We start from the raw sequence: 14744 nt of genomic DNA on the forward strand, positions 1-14744 counted from the left end.
CTTTGCGGCGTGCCCTAACGGCTCTGAAAGGGCGCTCCTGCTGAAATTTCGGCTTGCGACCCCGCCTATTTTCGGTTTAATAAGCTCACCGTAAACCAACCCGTGTTCCCGTTCGCCAGCCCAAGTGCCTGGTCGAACGGGGGATAAGCAATTTATGGCAAAAACCTCTGGCACAACTCGGTGCGGCCTGCTGGCCGGCGGAAATTGGATTATTGACCAGGTTAAAATCATTGACGCCTATCCTCAACCTGAGCATCTGGGCAACATCCTCGACCAATACCAGGGCACCGGCGGCGCACCTTATAATGTGCTGGTGGACCTGGCCAAACTGGGCGTGGATTTTCCCCTCGCCGGCGCCGGCCTGGTAGGCAAAGATGCCTTGGGCGAGGCCATCTTCGCGGATTGCAAAGCCCATAACATTGATACCCGCTTCCTTGCCGCCACGCCCGCCGCGCCCACTTCCTTCACCGATGTCATGACCGAGCAGGCCAATGGCCGTCGCACTTTCTTCCATCAACGCGGTGCCAATGCCCTCTGGGATGCCAAAGGATTGGATTTTTCCAAAACCAAAGCCCGCATCTTCCACCTCGGCTACCTGCTATTGCTCGATAAACTCGACCAGCCCGACACCAAGTACGGCACCAAGGCCGCCCGCCTTCTGGCCGAAGCCCAGGCCGCCGGCCTCAAAACTTGCGTGGACGTGGTCAGCGAAGACAGCGACCGCTTCAGCGCCATCGTCACCCCAGCCCTCAAACACGTGGATTACTGCATCCTCAATGAAATCGAAGCCGGCCGCACCGCTGGCTTCAAACCGCGCACCCCCGAAGGCCAGATTGACACCGTGGCCCTTCGCCACACCGCCGGCACGCTGCTGCAGCAGGGCGTGCGCGAGCTGGTGGTGATACACTTCCCTGAAGGCTGCTTCGCCCGCACCCGCCGCGGCGAGGATGTCTGGCAATCCAGCCTGAAACTGCCGGACAAATACATTGCCGGCTCCGCTGGCGCGGGCGATGCCTTCTGCGCCGGTGTCCTCCTCGGCCTCCATGAAGGGTGGGAATTGCAGCGCTGCCTCCTGGCCGGCGTGTGCGTCGCCGCCATGTCCCTTTCCCATGCCACCTGCACCGCAGGAATGAAATCGCTGCAAAGCTGCCTGGCGCTCGCCAAAAAATTTGGTTTCCGTCCCCCGCTGGTATCAGAAGATTAAAAGGCCCGCAGCTCAAAGCCATCGCAGTGCCTTGTCTTTGGACAGCCATTTAAAAACAAGACATGCCGGTACAAACCACCCTTTTGCTTTTTTCAATTTTAAGAAAAAATTGCGGTTGCAATCTCATTTTTACGAAAAAAGAACATCCTTTTTCTCAAACTCAAGACTCCTCCAAAACAAGCTGTACCACAATAAGCTAACATGGGGAAGCGCCCCCAAGGCCAAATGGCAGTATGGGAAGGCCGGGTGGAAGACAATTGATTTTTTCGCGCTTGCAAGTTGGCACGGTGTCTGCTCTTATCAGGCGTGCGGTTAGCATATGGCAATAAGTGAACAGAAAGTGTCATCATTATATGGGCCATATGCTGTTGTTCACGCCGCGCAACAGTAAGTAACAACAACCATCAAACCAACCAAAGGACAGCATATGCGTATCAACCGTAATCGTAAATCCGGCTTCACGCTGGTGGAAATCATGATCGTGGTGGCCATCATCGGCCTGCTCGCTGCGATCGCCATTCCCAACTTCGTGAAAGCCCGCACCACCGCGCAAAAGAATGCGTGCGTCAACAACCTCCGTCAGATTGACGGCGCCAAGGAACAGTGGGCCCTCGAAAACGGCAAGAAGGGCACCGATACCCCGGGTGATGGCGACCTGTTTGGCGATGGCAAGTACATCAAACAGAAACCCACCTGCCCCGCCAACGGCACCTACACCATCGGTGACATGCAAACCAAGCCCAAATGCAGCGTGACTGACCACACCCTGCCCTAAGGCGCAGTGTTAATCTTCACCGCCCGGAGGCTCACCCCTCCGGGCTTTTTGCTTTGATGCGAAAACTAGCCACAAGCACCGGGACCACACAGCCGCCATTGCCCAGGCGTTGCATCCCTTGGGGTTCTTGGCCACCCTATTTCCTCAAACCATCAGAAAAAAGAAATTCCATCCTAAATTGTGAAAAATCATTGGAGCATGGCATGAATGGTGCTATTCTATTCAATGCGGCTCGCCTATGGCAATAAGTGAGCAACAACCGGCATATTAATAAGGGGCCATGGGTGATGGCTCACGCCGCAGGCAAGAACAACTAAAACATCAGTCAAGACCCAAAAACTATGCGTATCAACCGTAATCGTAAATCCGGCTTCACGCTGGTGGAAATCATGATCGTGGTGGCCATCATCGGCCTGCTCGCTGCGATCGCCATTCCCAACTTCGTGAAAGCCCGCACCACCGCGCAAAAGAATGCGTGCGTCAACAACCTCCGTCAGATTGACGGCGCCAAGGAACAGTGGGCCCTCGAAAACGGCAAGAAGGGCACCGACACCCCGGGTGATGGCGACCTGTTTGGCGATGGCAAGTACATCAAACAGAAACCCACCTGCCCCGCCAACGGCACCTACACCATCGGCGACATGCAGACCAAGCCCACCTGCAGCGTGACTGACCACACCCTGCCCTAAGGCGCAGTGTTAATCTTCACAGCCCGGAGGCTCACCCCTCCGGGCTTTTTCTTTCAGGCATGCCTCTCCCCCCGCCATCACTTCATCGCATCCCAGAGTTGACAGACTCCCCAGCCAGGGTATTACTTATCCGCGCATTTTCGCGTGCCAGTGTAGCTCAGCGGCAGAGCAACGGTTTCGTAAACCGTCGGTCGTCGGTTCGATCCCGACCACTGGCTCCAGTTTGCCCATTCCATTGAATTCACTCTCCACCCCATGTGCCGCGGCGAAGTTGGATTAATCAAATCCTAGGCGCGACCGTCCCAGGCCGATGATTGGACTTCGGGCCAGTCCGTCCCGTAGGGACGAAATGTTTATAGAAAACGTCCACCCTCCGAAAAAACCTCCGCCCCAGGACCAGTAAGCCGATCCATGGAAGTTCACTATCGGCACTTCACTGCCGCGACGCTGGTGGATGCCGCCAAGGAATACCAACGCCAGCTCGCGCTCGGGAACCGCATGATGATTACCCTGGCAAGCGCCATGAGCACGGCGGAAATCGGCATTTCCCTGACCGAACCAAGGCCGGTTGCTGCGCTGAAAGGACTCGGATTGGGTTGGCTTGCACCGCAAATTGTGCTAGTAAACACTCATGCGGCACGAAAAAACCCTCGTCATCCGCCCCGAGTTCCTCAATCACGCCGGCCATTTGTTCGGCGGGTACATGATGAAGTGGGCGGATGAAATGGCTTACAGCGCCGCCTCGCTCGCCTTTCCGGGTGCCAATTTTGTCACCAAACTCTTTGGCCAGTTCGATTTCAAGTCTCCCGTCCTCCTGGGGGACATCATCAAGATTTACAGCGAGGTGGAAAACGTGGGGCACACGTCTTGCAAAATCAACGTCTGGGCAATCAATGCCCGCCAACATCACGAGGTCTTCCGCACCTTTGCCGTAATGGTTAACGTGCAGGACGGCCACAAAGCACCCCTCCCACCACCAGAGGTTCAGCCAGCCGTCCCCCTCACCGAAGTCAACCCATGAACTTCACCATCAGCCAGGATTTGTTCCGTACCATGCTGGATGCCGTCCCGGCGCTCCTCTTTGTCGTGGACGACGATCTTCACTTGATTGAATGCAACCAGGCGGCCGCCGCATTGCTGCAACAGCCGCGCGAAAGCATCTTGCGCCGCCGCGGCGGTGAAGTGCTGCGTTGCCTGCACGCCAAAGATTCCCCTGCGGGTTGCGGGCGGGGAGAAGAATGCCGCCATTGCCTCATCCGCCAAAGTGTCAAAGAAGCCTATGCCGGCAACCGCGTGGTGCGGCGCCGCGCCCATCTGCAGTTGGAAAACGGCGCCCAACCCCGGCAATTCTACTGCCTGGTCACCGCCACTCCGTTTGATTATGAGCACCACCGCCTGGTGTTGCTGGTGCTCGAAGACATATCTCAATTAACCGAACTGCAACGCATCGTCCCCATTTGCATGAATTGCCGCAAAGTGCGCGATGATGACGAATACTGGCGCAGCGTCGAATCCTACTTCAACCGCCACTGGGACCTGCGTTTCTCTCATGGTCTCTGCCCCGAGTGCACCCGCAAGGAGTTGGAGAAATTGAACCGCGAGCTGCCGCCCAATGCCTGATGCCGAACCGCGGCGACGGCCTGGCATGAACCTGTCCCACCACGTCGAAAACACACTCCTTCAACTGGCCCGCTGCCGCCCGGGTGAATCGTTGGTGCTCGCCGTCTCCGGCGGCCTCGATTCCATGGTTTTGCTCCATCTCCTCGCCCGCCTGGCCCCTGCCCACCGTTGGCGACTCCTCGTGGCCCATTTCAACCATCGCCTGCGCGGCCGCGCCAGTGGAGCCGACGCCCGCTTTGTAGCGCTCACCGCCCAACGGCTGGGTTTGCCCCTGCGAGTCGAAGCTGCAGAGGTCCAAGCCATCGCCCAACGCGAACGACTCTCCCTCGAAATGGCCGCCCGCCAGGCTCGCCATGCCTTTTTCGCCCGCGCCGCAAAACACGCTGGCGCCCAGAAAATCCTCCTCGCCCACCATGCCAATGACCAAGTCGAGCTGTTCTTCGTGCGTCTTCTCCAGGGCACTGGCCCCACTGGCCTCAAAGGCATGGAAATAGTCTCCCCCTCGCCTGCTGACCCCTCCCTCCAACTGGTGCGCCCCTTTCTGGAAGTGCCCCGCAGCGACCTGGAGCACTACGCCCTCACCCACCAAGTGCGTTTCCGTGAGGACCAGTCCAACGCCTCCCTGGCTCCCCTCCGCAACCGTATCCGCCATAAACTGCTGCCTTTGCTCACCACCTGGCAGCCTGGCCTGCCACAGGTCATCCGCCGCACCATGGAATTGCTGCGCGCCGAAGATTGCTTCCTCACCGAGGCCCTGGCCCAGCGCCAGCGAGAAACCGGCGAGCCTCCCGCCCAATGGCCCCTGGCGTTGCAACGCCGCTTCCTCACTGCTCAATTACTGCACCTGGGCATCGCTCCCAATTTCGATTTAATCGAGTTTCTGCGCCTGCATCCCGGCCAACCCATCATGATTGGCGAAGACCAGCGAGTGCAGGCCGATGCCCATCTTAATCTGCAAAAAGTGCCTCCACCCCCCTCGCTAAACCACGCTGGCAATCGCCTGGTTTTGCAACTGTCAGCGGCCGGTCAAATCCAATGGCAAAACCGCGAATTCGCCTGGCAAATTCGCCCCTGCCGCGAAGGACGCCGGCCCCGGACACGCTCCGGGGTGGAATGGTTCGATGCTGACACCGTGGGAGAGCGGATCGTGCTGCGCCATTGGCAACCGGGGGATCGTTACTGGCCGATTGGCGCGCCCGCGGAAATGAAATTGCAGGATTTCTTTGTGAATCAGAAGGTGCCGGCAGCCGAACGGCGCCGGCGGTTGCTGGCCGAAGCGGCCGACGGACGCATCTTTTGGATTGAGGGAGCGCGCATTGCCGAACCTTTCAAAGTGCGCCCCCAAACCCGGCTGCTCCTGCGCTGGCAATGGCGCACCGTTTGACCCCACCGCTATTTTGCCACCAACCAGGCCAGCACCGCTTTTTGCACGTGCAGCCGGTTTTCCGCCTCATCAAAGATGGTGGTGGCATGGGCCTCAAACGTTTCCTCATCAATCTCCTTGCCGCGATACGCCGGCAAACAATGCATAACCAGGGCATCCGGTTTGGCCAGGCGGAGGACCGAGGCATTGATTTGATAGCCGGAGAGAATCTTCAGGCGCTCCGCCGCCTCGGCTTCCTTGCCCATGGACACCCACACATCGGTGTATAACAAGTCGCTGCCGGCTGCCGCCTCCGCCACATTTTCTGTGACCATTACCCGGCCCCCGGCCCGTTGCAAAACCGCCGGCGCCGGTTGAAAAGGCCGCGGCGCGGCAATCCGCAGCTCAAATCCCATTTTGGCCGCGGCAAAAATCCATGAGTTGGCCATGTTGGACGCCCCATCCCCGATGAACGTCACCACCCGCCCCTGCATCGAACCCCGTTTCTCCTGAAACGTAAAAATATCCGTCAACACCTGGCACGGATGCTCTTCATCCGTCAGGGCGTTGATGGTGGGGATTTGCGCATAGCGGGCAAATTCTTCCACGTCGCGCTGGGCGTACGTGCGAATAATCGCCCCGTGCACCATCCGCCCCAACACCCGCGCCGTGTCCTTCACCGGCTCGCCACGCCCCAACTGAATGTCCATCGCATTCAAGAACAGGGGACGCCCCCCCAGTTCATGAATGCCCACTTCAAAGGAAACCCGGGTGCGCGTGGAAGACTTGGCAAACATCATCGCCCACGTTTGTCCCTGCAAGGGACGCGGATGATTGCCTCGCTGGTGTTTGAACCCCCTGGACTGCAACAAAATCCAGTCCATGTCCTCGAGCGCCAGGCCTTCCAAACTCAACAAGTGTCGCATAAAACTTCTCCCGCTGGCGGGCCTGACCGGCCCTGCCAGCCCTTTTATATTTACCCCGGCCATTGCTTCCGGGAAAAACTCATTGTTTAGCTCTTTTCAATCGCCGCGTCACGCACTTTTTTACCACTCGCCAAGACCTCCCTTCCGCACTAACATGGGCCTGGTGGGCAGTCGCCGGAGCGGGAAGAGCATTGCCTGGTGGCAGTGCCAGCAAGCCACCCCTCCGGCTGCCTGGCCGTTGCTGATGGGATGCTGCTGATTAGCCCGGTATGTACACCCCCACTTTGGACGAATTTGTGGCGCTGGCGCGCGGGGCCAATTTAATTCCGGTCACGCGCCGCCTGCTGGCCGACTTTGAAACGCCGCTCTCCGCCTATCACAAAATCCGCGGACAGGGCGAAAGCTTCCTCTTCGAGTCTGTGGAAGGCGGCGAGCATCTGGGCCGGTATTCCTTTGTGGGCTGCAACCCCCGCGCTGTCATCAAACAAATCGGCTCGCGCGTGGAGGTGTACGAGCACGGGAAATGCATTGAAACCATTCCCATCGGCGCCGCCCCAGGCGAGGCGCGCGATGGTCTGGTGGTCGTCGAGCGCCTCATGCGCCGCTACCGCCCGGCCATTCTGCCCGGCCTGCCCCGCTTCACCGGCGGCGCGGTGGGCTACCTTGGCTACGAGTTCATCCACGACATTGAGCCGGTGGTGCCTCGTCCCCCTCGTGACGAACTGGGCACACCGGTCATGTACTTCCTGCTGGCTGATGAACTGCTCATCTTCGACCGCGTGGCGCAGACCATCACCATCCTGGTCAACGCCTTGATTGAAGAGGGCCAGAATCCCGCTGACGCCTACGAGGACGCCCTTTCTGAAATTGACCGCATCATTGCCCTGCTCGAGCAGCCCGTGGGCGCCGCCCCCTTGAGTGTGCCGTTTGAAATCCCGGAAATCGCCGCCACCTCCAATGTGCCCCGGGAGCAATTCCTGGCCAATGTCCGCAAAGCCAAGGAATACATCAACGCCGGCGACATCATCCAAGTCGTCGGCTCCCAGCGCTTCTCTGCGCCGGTCACCGCCACTCCGCTGGACGTCTATCGGGCCGCCCGCACCGTCAACCCCTCCCCCTACATGTTCCTGCTCGAGCTGGACGGTTTCTCCCTTGTGGGCGCCTCACCGGAAATCCATGTCCGCTGCGAAGATCGCAAGGTGGAAATCCGTCCCATCGCCGGCACCCGCGCCCGCGGCAAAACGCCCGAGGATGACCGCCGCCTCGCCGAAGAATTGCTCGCCGACCCCAAGGAACGCGCCGAGCATGTCATGCTCGTGGACCTGGCCCGCAACGATTTGGGGCGCGTCTGCGACTATGGCACTGTGCAGGTCAAAGACCTCATGATTATCGAGCGCTACAGCCACGTCATGCACATCGTCTCCCAGGTCGAAGGCCGGCTCTCCGCCGAACGCAGCACCTTTGACCTCATGCGCGCCACCTTCCCGGCCGGCACCTTGAGCGGCGCACCCAAAATCCGCGCCATGCAAATCATTGCCGAGCTGGAGCAGACCGCCCGCGGCCCCTATGGGGGGTGCGTCGGCTATTTCTCCTTCAACGGCAACCTCGATTGCTGCATCACCATCCGCACCGCCTTGCTCAAAGATGGCATGGCCCACGTCCAGGCGGGTGGGGGCTGGGTCAATGACAGCGAACCCGAAGCCGAGTACATGGAAACCGTGAACAAATCACGCGCCATGCTTAAAGCCGTGGCCCTGGCCCAGAATTTCCATCGTTAAGCCCGGCACTACGCCACGTCACCGTCCCTTTTTGCGGGGTCTGGCCCCAAACCACAGAGGCTGGAGGCTTAAGCCTCTTCCACCACCTTCCAACCGATGGCCTTGGCCAGCTCATAGGCTGGTTCACGCAAGTCTCCGTAAAACGTCACCCGGTGCCAGCCCCATTGATCCCAGAAGGTAAACAACTTCTCAAAATCCCCCATCGGCACGGCACAAAGTTTCGTCCGGCACGCCCGATCATCGGGGTCATTGCCTACCGTCCGCGCCCGATGCAGCAGGATTTCCTTGCGCCCGTTGTCCACCTCCAACGTGGTGACCACATAACCTGCCGGCAACAACGAACGAACCGAGGCGCCCTGCCGGTCTTCTGAATGCGTCAGGATTTGATAGGCGTTGGCACGTCCCTGCGGGCCAAAGGGCCTGTTGGAGGCCACGCAATGCGCGTAAATAATCTGTCCCTTGGCCGTGTCCATCACCGGGTCGGAAATGTAACCCGGCCGTCCCTGGGTCAACGTGGTGAAGGCCACCATCGTGGCCGTCGAACGAATGTCGCACTCGCAGGCCCCTATCAGCCCTTCATTTAACAGCTCATGGAACCCCAGGCACGGGTAGGCGTGAATATGGCCCCCGTAAAAACCCCCCAGACAATTGATGGTAATAGCATTGGCCTGATGCCGCTTCATCACTTCTTTCTGCGCCAGATACATCGCCGCCGAAGCCTCCAACGTGCTCCAATCCACCCCGGCCACCCGGGCTGCGCCTTTGCTCCATCGGTACGCCAGCACCCGCGCCTCGTCCTTGTTGGCGTTTTTCCAGGCTTCATTCAACTCCGCAAAACTGATGCGCTGCACCGGTATCTCCATGCAGGTCCCCTCGGCCCCCGCCGATGGATCCCGCACCGCCAAAATTTTCGATTGGCGCATCCGCCGCACACATTCATCCACCGCCAGCAAATTCATCCGGTCCTCCCGGGACGCCAACCGCCCCACCCGTGGCATGCTCCGCTGGCGCACTTGCGCCGTGGCCGCCACGAAATCCGCCACCGTCCCCCCTTGCTGCACCAAGCGAAAACACTCCACCGCCGCCACCAAATCCTCCATGTCGCTGCTGGCCACAAAGCCCACATTGGGCGTGTTGGCCCGCAAAAAGGCCGCGTTGTACACCAAAAAACCGCCGCTCCCACCATACTGAAAGTCGGCATACAATGTCGGTTTGCCCGCACCCGCCACCGTCTGCACCACGCGATTCCAACAATTCATCTGAAATACCACGTACCCCTGCACGCCGGTGGTTTTGTCCTCCTCCAGGATTTTGGCCGCCTGCTCCGGCCCTGTGGCCGTGGACGTCAGGAATTGCATATCCCGGCAGCGCCGTTGCAAAATCTGCTCCACCTTTTGCATGAAAGGCCGGAAGTCATAGCCCTTGTTGGGCCAGTCCGGCGCCGGCTGCACCGGCGCATGCAGGGCAAAAACCAGACGCAGTTTCATCTTGGGCGCGCCTGGCGCGGCGGCTTGACCCTGCTGCGGCAAAAATGCCGAGGCCGCCAGCCCCGCGCATGCGGCACCAGCCACTCCCAGAAAATCACGCCGGGACAATGGACACCCACGACAACGTGACGAGAAAGGGTGGGAAGAGCATTCTTTTTTCATAAGATAAGCCTATGGGCTACGCTCAACATATCCTCTTCTTATGCTACTTTTGCAAGCAGTATTAAGGCTGATTTAGTCTGGGCCATTTGCCCAGCCAAGGCGCATGCGCCCTTGGCCCTAGGCAAAAAAACGGCATTAGGCCGGTTCTGCTCTTGACACCGCCAGCCGAATATGCGTAATTACATCGTACATACAATGAATAGTGTTTGAATATACATTGAATGCATTATGGATTTTGATTGGAACCAACCGTCTTTTCCCATTGAGCCGCCCCTGACCCCCGTGGCCATTGAGGAGTCTTTTGAGGACCCTTTTGCTGTCAAATTGCTGCCGGACACCCCCCGTTTCTCAGCTCAGGCACGGTATTTCAATCTGGGGTTATCTGCCAGTGGCCTGGGCATCTTCAGCGTTTATCGAACCAACGGCAAGTTAACCCGCGTCATTTTTGCCCGGCCCTTCACCCCGGAAGAACGCTTTTTTTACCAGAAAAAGGCCAGTCAACTGTTGTCAGCCTGAATCTTTTAACCTGCGGATGACATGAACACGCTTACCGATTGGGAAGAAGTGCCCCTGTTCGACAGTGAACAGGCCGAGGCGGCCTTTTGGGCCGAAAACCGAATTGACTTGCGTTTGATGGAAGCCGCCGTGGCCGCCGGCTCTGAACTGTCCGAATCGGTGACCATCACCCTGCGCATGGACCCGCGGCTGCTCTCGCGCATCAAACGGCTGGCCCGCTCACGGTATCTGAATTACCAGAGCATGATGAAACAATGGATTAGCGAGCGGTTGGAACAGGAAATGGCCGCCCGGCAAAACGAAAATGCGCCCGGAATGCGTTATTTACGCGGATAGGAGAAGGTTATGGCACGGAAGATTACCCGCCTGTTGCCGGAACCGCCGACTGAGCCGGCTGATTTCCTTGCGGCCGCCTCCGGCGAGATGTCTTTGCCTCCCTTCCCCCACCCGGTGGACTGGCCGCCTGCAGAAACAGAGCCCAACCGCATGGAACTGCCCCCGCCGCCAGCAAATAAACATGGCGCGCCCCGGCGCCGGCAGGCTATAGTGCCGCGCAAAAAAACTGGCACATGAAGACCATGCTACCATCGCCCATGCGGAAACCAGGCCGGCAGGTCCAGGCGGGGGGATTTACCCTGGTGGAAATCCTGATGGTGTTGGCAATTATCGGCGTTTTGGCTGCCATCGCTCTGACCATTTTGCCGGTGGCCAAAGACCGCTCCCTGCGCAGCCGGGCAGAAACCCAGTTGCGGCAAATTGAAGCCGCCATCGAGGCCTACCACGCCAAACACGGGCTTTATCCACCGGACAATCCGGGCGGCAACACCGCCGTCCACCAGTTGTTCTACGAACTAACCGGCGTGCTCTGGGATGGCACACGTTTCACTGACCTTCACCAGCAACCCATTGACATGGGCAAACTGGGGGTCGGCGGCATTGTCCACGCCGCCAAGCCCGGCCAAACCATTCGCAACTTTTTCGGCGACACCATTCCCGACACCGTGGACATTGGCGGCGTCAAACTGCTCAAGGCCCCCGGAGAATGGCCACCAGGCGTGGGTACTCCCCCGGTGCCCACCCACCCTTCGGTTAATGTCTGGCGCTATAAATCCACCAACCCCGACCACAATAAAAACTCCTACGACCTGTGGGCGGACCTGGTGATTCGCGGAAAAATCGTACGCATCTCCAACTGGGAACGACGCTAATTGACCATGTTAAACCAACCCTTGTTTATGAAAGCTCATGGACGCGCCCGCCGGGCGTTTACCTTGATTGAACTGCTGACGGTCATTGCCATCATCGCCATTTTGGCCGGATTAATCCTCTCCGCTGTGGTGGCCACCAAGGGCAAAGCCAAAAAGGCCATGGCCAAAACCGAAATGTCCGGTTTGAAAGCCGCCATTCTCATGTATGAAAAGGATTACAGCATTTACCCCACCACCAATGCGGTGGACACCACCTATGGCGCAGGCGCTTTCCTAACCGGCAGCCCGGACAACAACCTCGTGGTGGACGTCCTGCGCAATGTGAATCCCCAAAATCGCGCCAGCAACCAAGGGCATCCCCGCAACCCGCGCCAAACGGTTTATCTCGACGTCAAACCCGCCAGTGACAACGGCGCGCCCGGCGTGACCCCCGGCGGCAATTATAATGACCCTTGGGGCAACCAGTACATCATCACCCTCGACAACGACTTTGATGACGTGGCCAAAGACCCCGTATATAACAACACGGGAGCCTTGCGGCTTAATGTCATCATCTGGTCGCGCGGCCCGGATGGCAGAGCCCATCCCGACCCCGACCACCCCGACAACAAGGACAACGTGCTCGGCTGGAAATAATCTCCGGCTGCCCTGCTGCCATGAAGCTCCCTGCCATCCACCACCGCTGCGATGAAGGCTCTGTTCCCCACGGCGGCCTGATGTTCGCCACCAGCCCCTGGGTGAGGATGGCTTTTACGCTGGCGGAGCTCTTGGTGGTGATTGCCATCATCGGCATGCTGACCGCTGTGTCGCTGCCTGCCATCCGCAAAATCGCCAAATCCGATTCCATGAACGCGGCCAGTCGGCAGCTTCTGGACGACATTGGCTATGCGCGGCGGCTGGCCATCCGCAATCGCACCACCGTTTACATGGTTTTCCTGCCGCATCAATACTACAGCCTGGGCAGTGCCTTCTCGGGGGCAGAGCAAACCCGCGCCCGCGAGCTGTTGGATTTGCAATACACCGGTTATGCCATGTTTGCCCGCCGCCAGGCCGGCGACCAGCCCGGCCAGGGCATCCCTGCTTACCTGCGCGACTGGGTCAGCCTCCCGGAGGGAGTCTTCATCCCGGTGTGGAAATACACCACCGGCCATGACCATGCCACCCCCTTCCGCACAGTGCCCATCCCCTTCCCCGAAGCCACCAGCCGGCTCATCCCCATGCCCTATATTGCTTTCAATCATCAGGGGCAGTTGGTGCAATTTGATTCTCAAGGCCGGCCGCTGCCCACGGCAGAGGATGTGGACCTGCCGCTCGCACGCGGCGCAGTGGTCCCGCCCAAAGACCCGGTGACCCAGGAATACCTGTGGCAGGCGCCCGAAATCATCGAAAATCCGCCCAACAACAGCATCAACAACCCCAACTACATTCACATAGACTGGATGACCGGGCGCGCCAAAATTGAGCGGCCAGAATTGCCGGAAGCGCGCCCCTGACTGACATGCAACCTGCGCTGTCACATACCCGCTGCCGCCCCCGCCACGAGCGCGGTTTTAACATGGTGGAAATCGCCATCTGCCTGGGCGTGATTGCCATCGCCCTGGTGGCCATCATTGGCGTGATGCCCACCGGCATGCGCGTCACCCAGGACAACCGCGAGGAAACCGTCATTGACCAGGACGCCCGTTATTTCATGCAAGCCATCCGGCTGGGCGCCGCAGGCGATGTCCAACTGGCGGGGCAGGTGGAAAGTGTCAACGGACAGTCAGCAAATGACCCGCTGCTCGTCATCGGGCGCCTGTGCATCCCCGACCAGGTCAACGTCGCCATCGTGCGCGGCTTAAGCGGCCCGGCAGCCGAGCGTTCCGCCGCCAGTGCGCCGGTGGCTTTCCGTTATCGCTTGTCCAGTGAAGTGCGTCCCTTCCCGCCGCCGCCCAACTCCCCGCCGCAATTGTCCGACTACCTGCACGAAGTCACCCTGCGCTTCGAGTGGCCGCTGCGTCCTGATGGCACTCTGGGCCGCCGCATGGCCAGCGGCAGCCCGCGCATTTACCGGTTCCTGGTCAGCGGCACCCTCATGGAAACCAATGTGTCGGGCGAAACCATCTTTCTCTTCCGGCCATGAACCTACTGACCATTCCCATACGCCCGCCCCTCAGGCCAGCCGGCCCCCAGCACGGTCTGGGGGGGCTGTCTGACCGCGGATGCCGGCGTTTTACTGCCGCGCGGCGGGCCTTCTCCCTGGTGGAAATGATGGTGGCCGTGGGCATCCTGGCCATGATTATCGTGGTGTTGCTCGGGATTTTCTCCCAAACCTCCCGTGCTCTGCGTGCGGCCAACAATCAAACCGATGTCCTGGAAAGCGGCCGCCTCATCATGGAAATGATGACCCGCGAGGTGCAGCAGGCCGTCCCCACCGGCCAGGACAGTTACGGCTTCCATTTCTTTGCCTCGCGCATCCTGGGGGCCGCCCCCCTCACCCAACGTCTGCCGGGAGGCGGCACTTTGGACAATGATTTGGAGGCCTTCTTTTTTGTCATCCAGGAAAATACCACTTACAAAGGCATAGGCTATTTCGTGGACCCGGCCGAAAACGGCGTGGGCACCCTTTACCGCTTCTATGCCGAAACCAACTCCGCCGCGGGCACCCGTTCCTTCTACCGCCTGTTCACCAATGAAGTGGGCCGTCTGCCGGACAGCCCCCTCATGCATCGGGTGGCCGATGGCGTCACGCAGTTGGAAGTCCATGTCTATGACGCCGACGGCCATCGTCCCAGCTCTTCCACCAATCAGTGGGTGGATGCCAACGTCGCCGCCTTCTGGGGCGAGGCCCTGCCGGCTTTTGTGGAAATCAAACTGGCCGTGCTCGAACTCCACCTGGTCGAGCGCATCAAGCACATGGACCCCGCCCAGGCGCGCGCCTTTCTCGAGCATGAGCGCCGCACGGCCCAAACCCATTTGTTCCGCCAGCGCATTCCGGTGCTGGCTGCGCCCCGCCCATGAAGTTGTTTGCCGCCCA

The 14744-nt window shown here is 59.5% G+C and carries 16 protein-coding genes and 1 tRNA gene; 15 read left to right on the forward strand and 2 right to left on the reverse strand.

Annotation, left to right across the window (positions count from 1 at the left end; genetic code table 11):
* Positions 1-154 precede the first annotated feature (154 nt).
* From NXS98_RS07980 to tilS, 7 genes are all read left to right on the forward strand, one after another.
* Positions 155-1204, forward strand: coding sequence for a carbohydrate kinase family protein (locus tag NXS98_RS07980; RefSeq protein WP_283847956.1), 1050 nt, complete (start codon positions 155-157; stop codon positions 1202-1204).
* A gap of 427 nt (positions 1205-1631) precedes the next feature.
* Positions 1632-1979, forward strand: coding sequence for a competence type IV pilus major pilin ComGC (locus NXS98_RS07985; protein WP_283847958.1), 348 nt, complete (start codon positions 1632-1634; stop codon positions 1977-1979).
* A 341-nt stretch (positions 1980-2320) separates the two neighbouring features.
* Positions 2321-2668, forward strand: coding sequence for a competence type IV pilus major pilin ComGC (locus tag NXS98_RS07990; protein ID WP_283847959.1), 348 nt, complete (start codon positions 2321-2323; stop codon positions 2666-2668).
* Between the two features lie 146 nt (positions 2669-2814).
* Positions 2815-2889 (forward strand) — tRNA-Thr (locus NXS98_RS07995).
* Between the two features lie 410 nt (positions 2890-3299).
* Complete coding sequence (locus NXS98_RS08005; RefSeq protein WP_283847960.1) at positions 3300-3689, forward strand: acyl-CoA thioesterase; 390 nt, start codon at positions 3300-3302, stop codon at positions 3687-3689.
* The gene (locus tag NXS98_RS08010) at positions 3686-4288 is read left to right on the forward strand and encodes a PAS domain-containing protein (protein ID WP_283847961.1); all 603 of its coding nucleotides are present in this window, start codon (positions 3686-3688) and stop codon (positions 4286-4288) included. The genes NXS98_RS08005 and NXS98_RS08010 overlap by 4 nt, the downstream gene beginning before the upstream one ends.
* 25 nt (positions 4289-4313) lie before the next feature.
* Entirely contained in the window at positions 4314-5672 is a 1359-nt protein-coding gene (gene tilS / locus NXS98_RS08015) for a tRNA lysidine(34) synthetase TilS (protein WP_283847962.1), read from the forward strand.
* 8 nt (positions 5673-5680) lie between these two features.
* On the opposite strand, the gene argF is transcribed toward tilS, so the two are convergent.
* Positions 5681-6577, reverse strand: coding sequence for an ornithine carbamoyltransferase (gene argF, locus NXS98_RS08020; RefSeq protein WP_283847964.1), 897 nt, complete (start codon positions 6575-6577; stop codon positions 5681-5683).
* Between the two features lie 269 nt (positions 6578-6846).
* Between argF and trpE the strand changes: the two genes are divergently transcribed.
* Positions 6847-8355, forward strand: a complete 1509-nt coding sequence (trpE, locus tag NXS98_RS08025; RefSeq protein WP_283847966.1) for an anthranilate synthase component I — start codon at positions 6847-6849, stop codon at positions 8353-8355.
* A gap of 68 nt (positions 8356-8423) precedes the next feature.
* On the opposite strand, the gene NXS98_RS08030 is transcribed toward trpE, so the two are convergent.
* Complete coding sequence (locus NXS98_RS08030; protein ID WP_283847967.1) at positions 8424-10004, reverse strand: twin-arginine translocation signal domain-containing protein; 1581 nt, start codon at positions 10002-10004, stop codon at positions 8424-8426.
* A gap of 228 nt (positions 10005-10232) precedes the next feature.
* Between NXS98_RS08030 and NXS98_RS08035 the strand changes: the two genes are divergently transcribed.
* From NXS98_RS08035 to NXS98_RS08065, 7 genes are all read left to right on the forward strand, one after another.
* Positions 10233-10520 (forward strand): BrnT family toxin, encoded by a 288-nt coding sequence (locus NXS98_RS08035; RefSeq protein ID WP_283847968.1) that lies wholly within the window; start codon positions 10233-10235, stop codon positions 10518-10520.
* A 21-nt stretch (positions 10521-10541) separates the two neighbouring features.
* A complete protein-coding gene (locus NXS98_RS08040; protein ID WP_283847969.1) occupies positions 10542-10856 on the forward strand; it encodes a CopG family antitoxin in 315 nt (104 codons plus the stop codon).
* 233 nt (positions 10857-11089) lie between these two features.
* Positions 11090-11728 (forward strand): type II secretion system protein, encoded by a 639-nt coding sequence (locus NXS98_RS08045; RefSeq protein ID WP_283847970.1) that lies wholly within the window; start codon positions 11090-11092, stop codon positions 11726-11728.
* Positions 11729-11755: 27 nt separating this feature from the next.
* On the forward strand, positions 11756-12364 hold the full coding sequence (locus NXS98_RS08050; protein WP_283847971.1) for a type II secretion system protein: 609 nt from the start codon (positions 11756-11758) through the stop codon (positions 12362-12364).
* A gap of 20 nt (positions 12365-12384) precedes the next feature.
* Entirely contained in the window at positions 12385-13221 is an 837-nt protein-coding gene (locus NXS98_RS08055) for a pilus assembly FimT family protein (protein ID WP_283847973.1), read from the forward strand.
* A gap of 5 nt (positions 13222-13226) precedes the next feature.
* Positions 13227-13850, forward strand: a complete 624-nt coding sequence (locus tag NXS98_RS08060; RefSeq protein ID WP_283847974.1) for a type IV pilus modification PilV family protein — start codon at positions 13227-13229, stop codon at positions 13848-13850.
* Positions 13847-14728, forward strand: a complete 882-nt coding sequence (locus tag NXS98_RS08065; protein ID WP_283847975.1) for a PilW family protein — start codon at positions 13847-13849, stop codon at positions 14726-14728. Before NXS98_RS08060 ends, NXS98_RS08065 begins: the two co-directional genes overlap by 4 nt.
* Positions 14729-14744 lie beyond the last annotated feature (16 nt).

Source organism: Fontisphaera persica, from assembly GCF_024832785.1.
Lineage (GTDB): Bacteria > Verrucomicrobiota > Verrucomicrobiia > Limisphaerales > Fontisphaeraceae > Fontisphaera > Fontisphaera persica.

Coding starts and splice junctions, on each gene's coding strand:
- NXS98_RS07980 (WP_283847956.1), top strand. CDS start 155: ATGGCAAAAACCTCTGGCACAACTCGGTGCGGCCTGCTGGCCGGCGGA.
- NXS98_RS08055 (WP_283847973.1), top strand. CDS start 12,385: ATGAAGCTCCCTGCCATCCACCACCGCTGCGATGAAGGCTCTGTTCCC.
- NXS98_RS08010 (WP_283847961.1), top strand. CDS start 3,686: ATGAACTTCACCATCAGCCAGGATTTGTTCCGTACCATGCTGGATGCC.
- trpE (WP_283847966.1), top strand. CDS start 6,847: ATGTACACCCCCACTTTGGACGAATTTGTGGCGCTGGCGCGCGGGGCC.
- NXS98_RS08050 (WP_283847971.1), top strand. CDS start 11,756: ATGAAAGCTCATGGACGCGCCCGCCGGGCGTTTACCTTGATTGAACTG.
- NXS98_RS07985 (WP_283847958.1), top strand. CDS start 1,632: ATGCGTATCAACCGTAATCGTAAATCCGGCTTCACGCTGGTGGAAATC.
- NXS98_RS08005 (WP_283847960.1), top strand. CDS start 3,300: ATGCGGCACGAAAAAACCCTCGTCATCCGCCCCGAGTTCCTCAATCAC.
- NXS98_RS08045 (WP_283847970.1), top strand. CDS start 11,090: ATGAAGACCATGCTACCATCGCCCATGCGGAAACCAGGCCGGCAGGTC.
- NXS98_RS07990 (WP_283847959.1), top strand. CDS start 2,321: ATGCGTATCAACCGTAATCGTAAATCCGGCTTCACGCTGGTGGAAATC.
- argF (WP_283847964.1), bottom strand. CDS start 6,577: ATGCGACACTTGTTGAGTTTGGAAGGCCTGGCGCTCGAGGACATGGAC.
- NXS98_RS08030 (WP_283847967.1), bottom strand. CDS start 10,004: ATGAAAAAAGAATGCTCTTCCCACCCTTTCTCGTCACGTTGTCGTGGG.
- NXS98_RS08035 (WP_283847968.1), top strand. CDS start 10,233: ATGGATTTTGATTGGAACCAACCGTCTTTTCCCATTGAGCCGCCCCTG.
- NXS98_RS08040 (WP_283847969.1), top strand. CDS start 10,542: ATGAACACGCTTACCGATTGGGAAGAAGTGCCCCTGTTCGACAGTGAA.
- NXS98_RS08060 (WP_283847974.1), top strand. CDS start 13,227: ATGCAACCTGCGCTGTCACATACCCGCTGCCGCCCCCGCCACGAGCGC.
- tilS (WP_283847962.1), top strand. CDS start 4,314: ATGAACCTGTCCCACCACGTCGAAAACACACTCCTTCAACTGGCCCGC.
- NXS98_RS08065 (WP_283847975.1), top strand. CDS start 13,847: ATGAACCTACTGACCATTCCCATACGCCCGCCCCTCAGGCCAGCCGGC.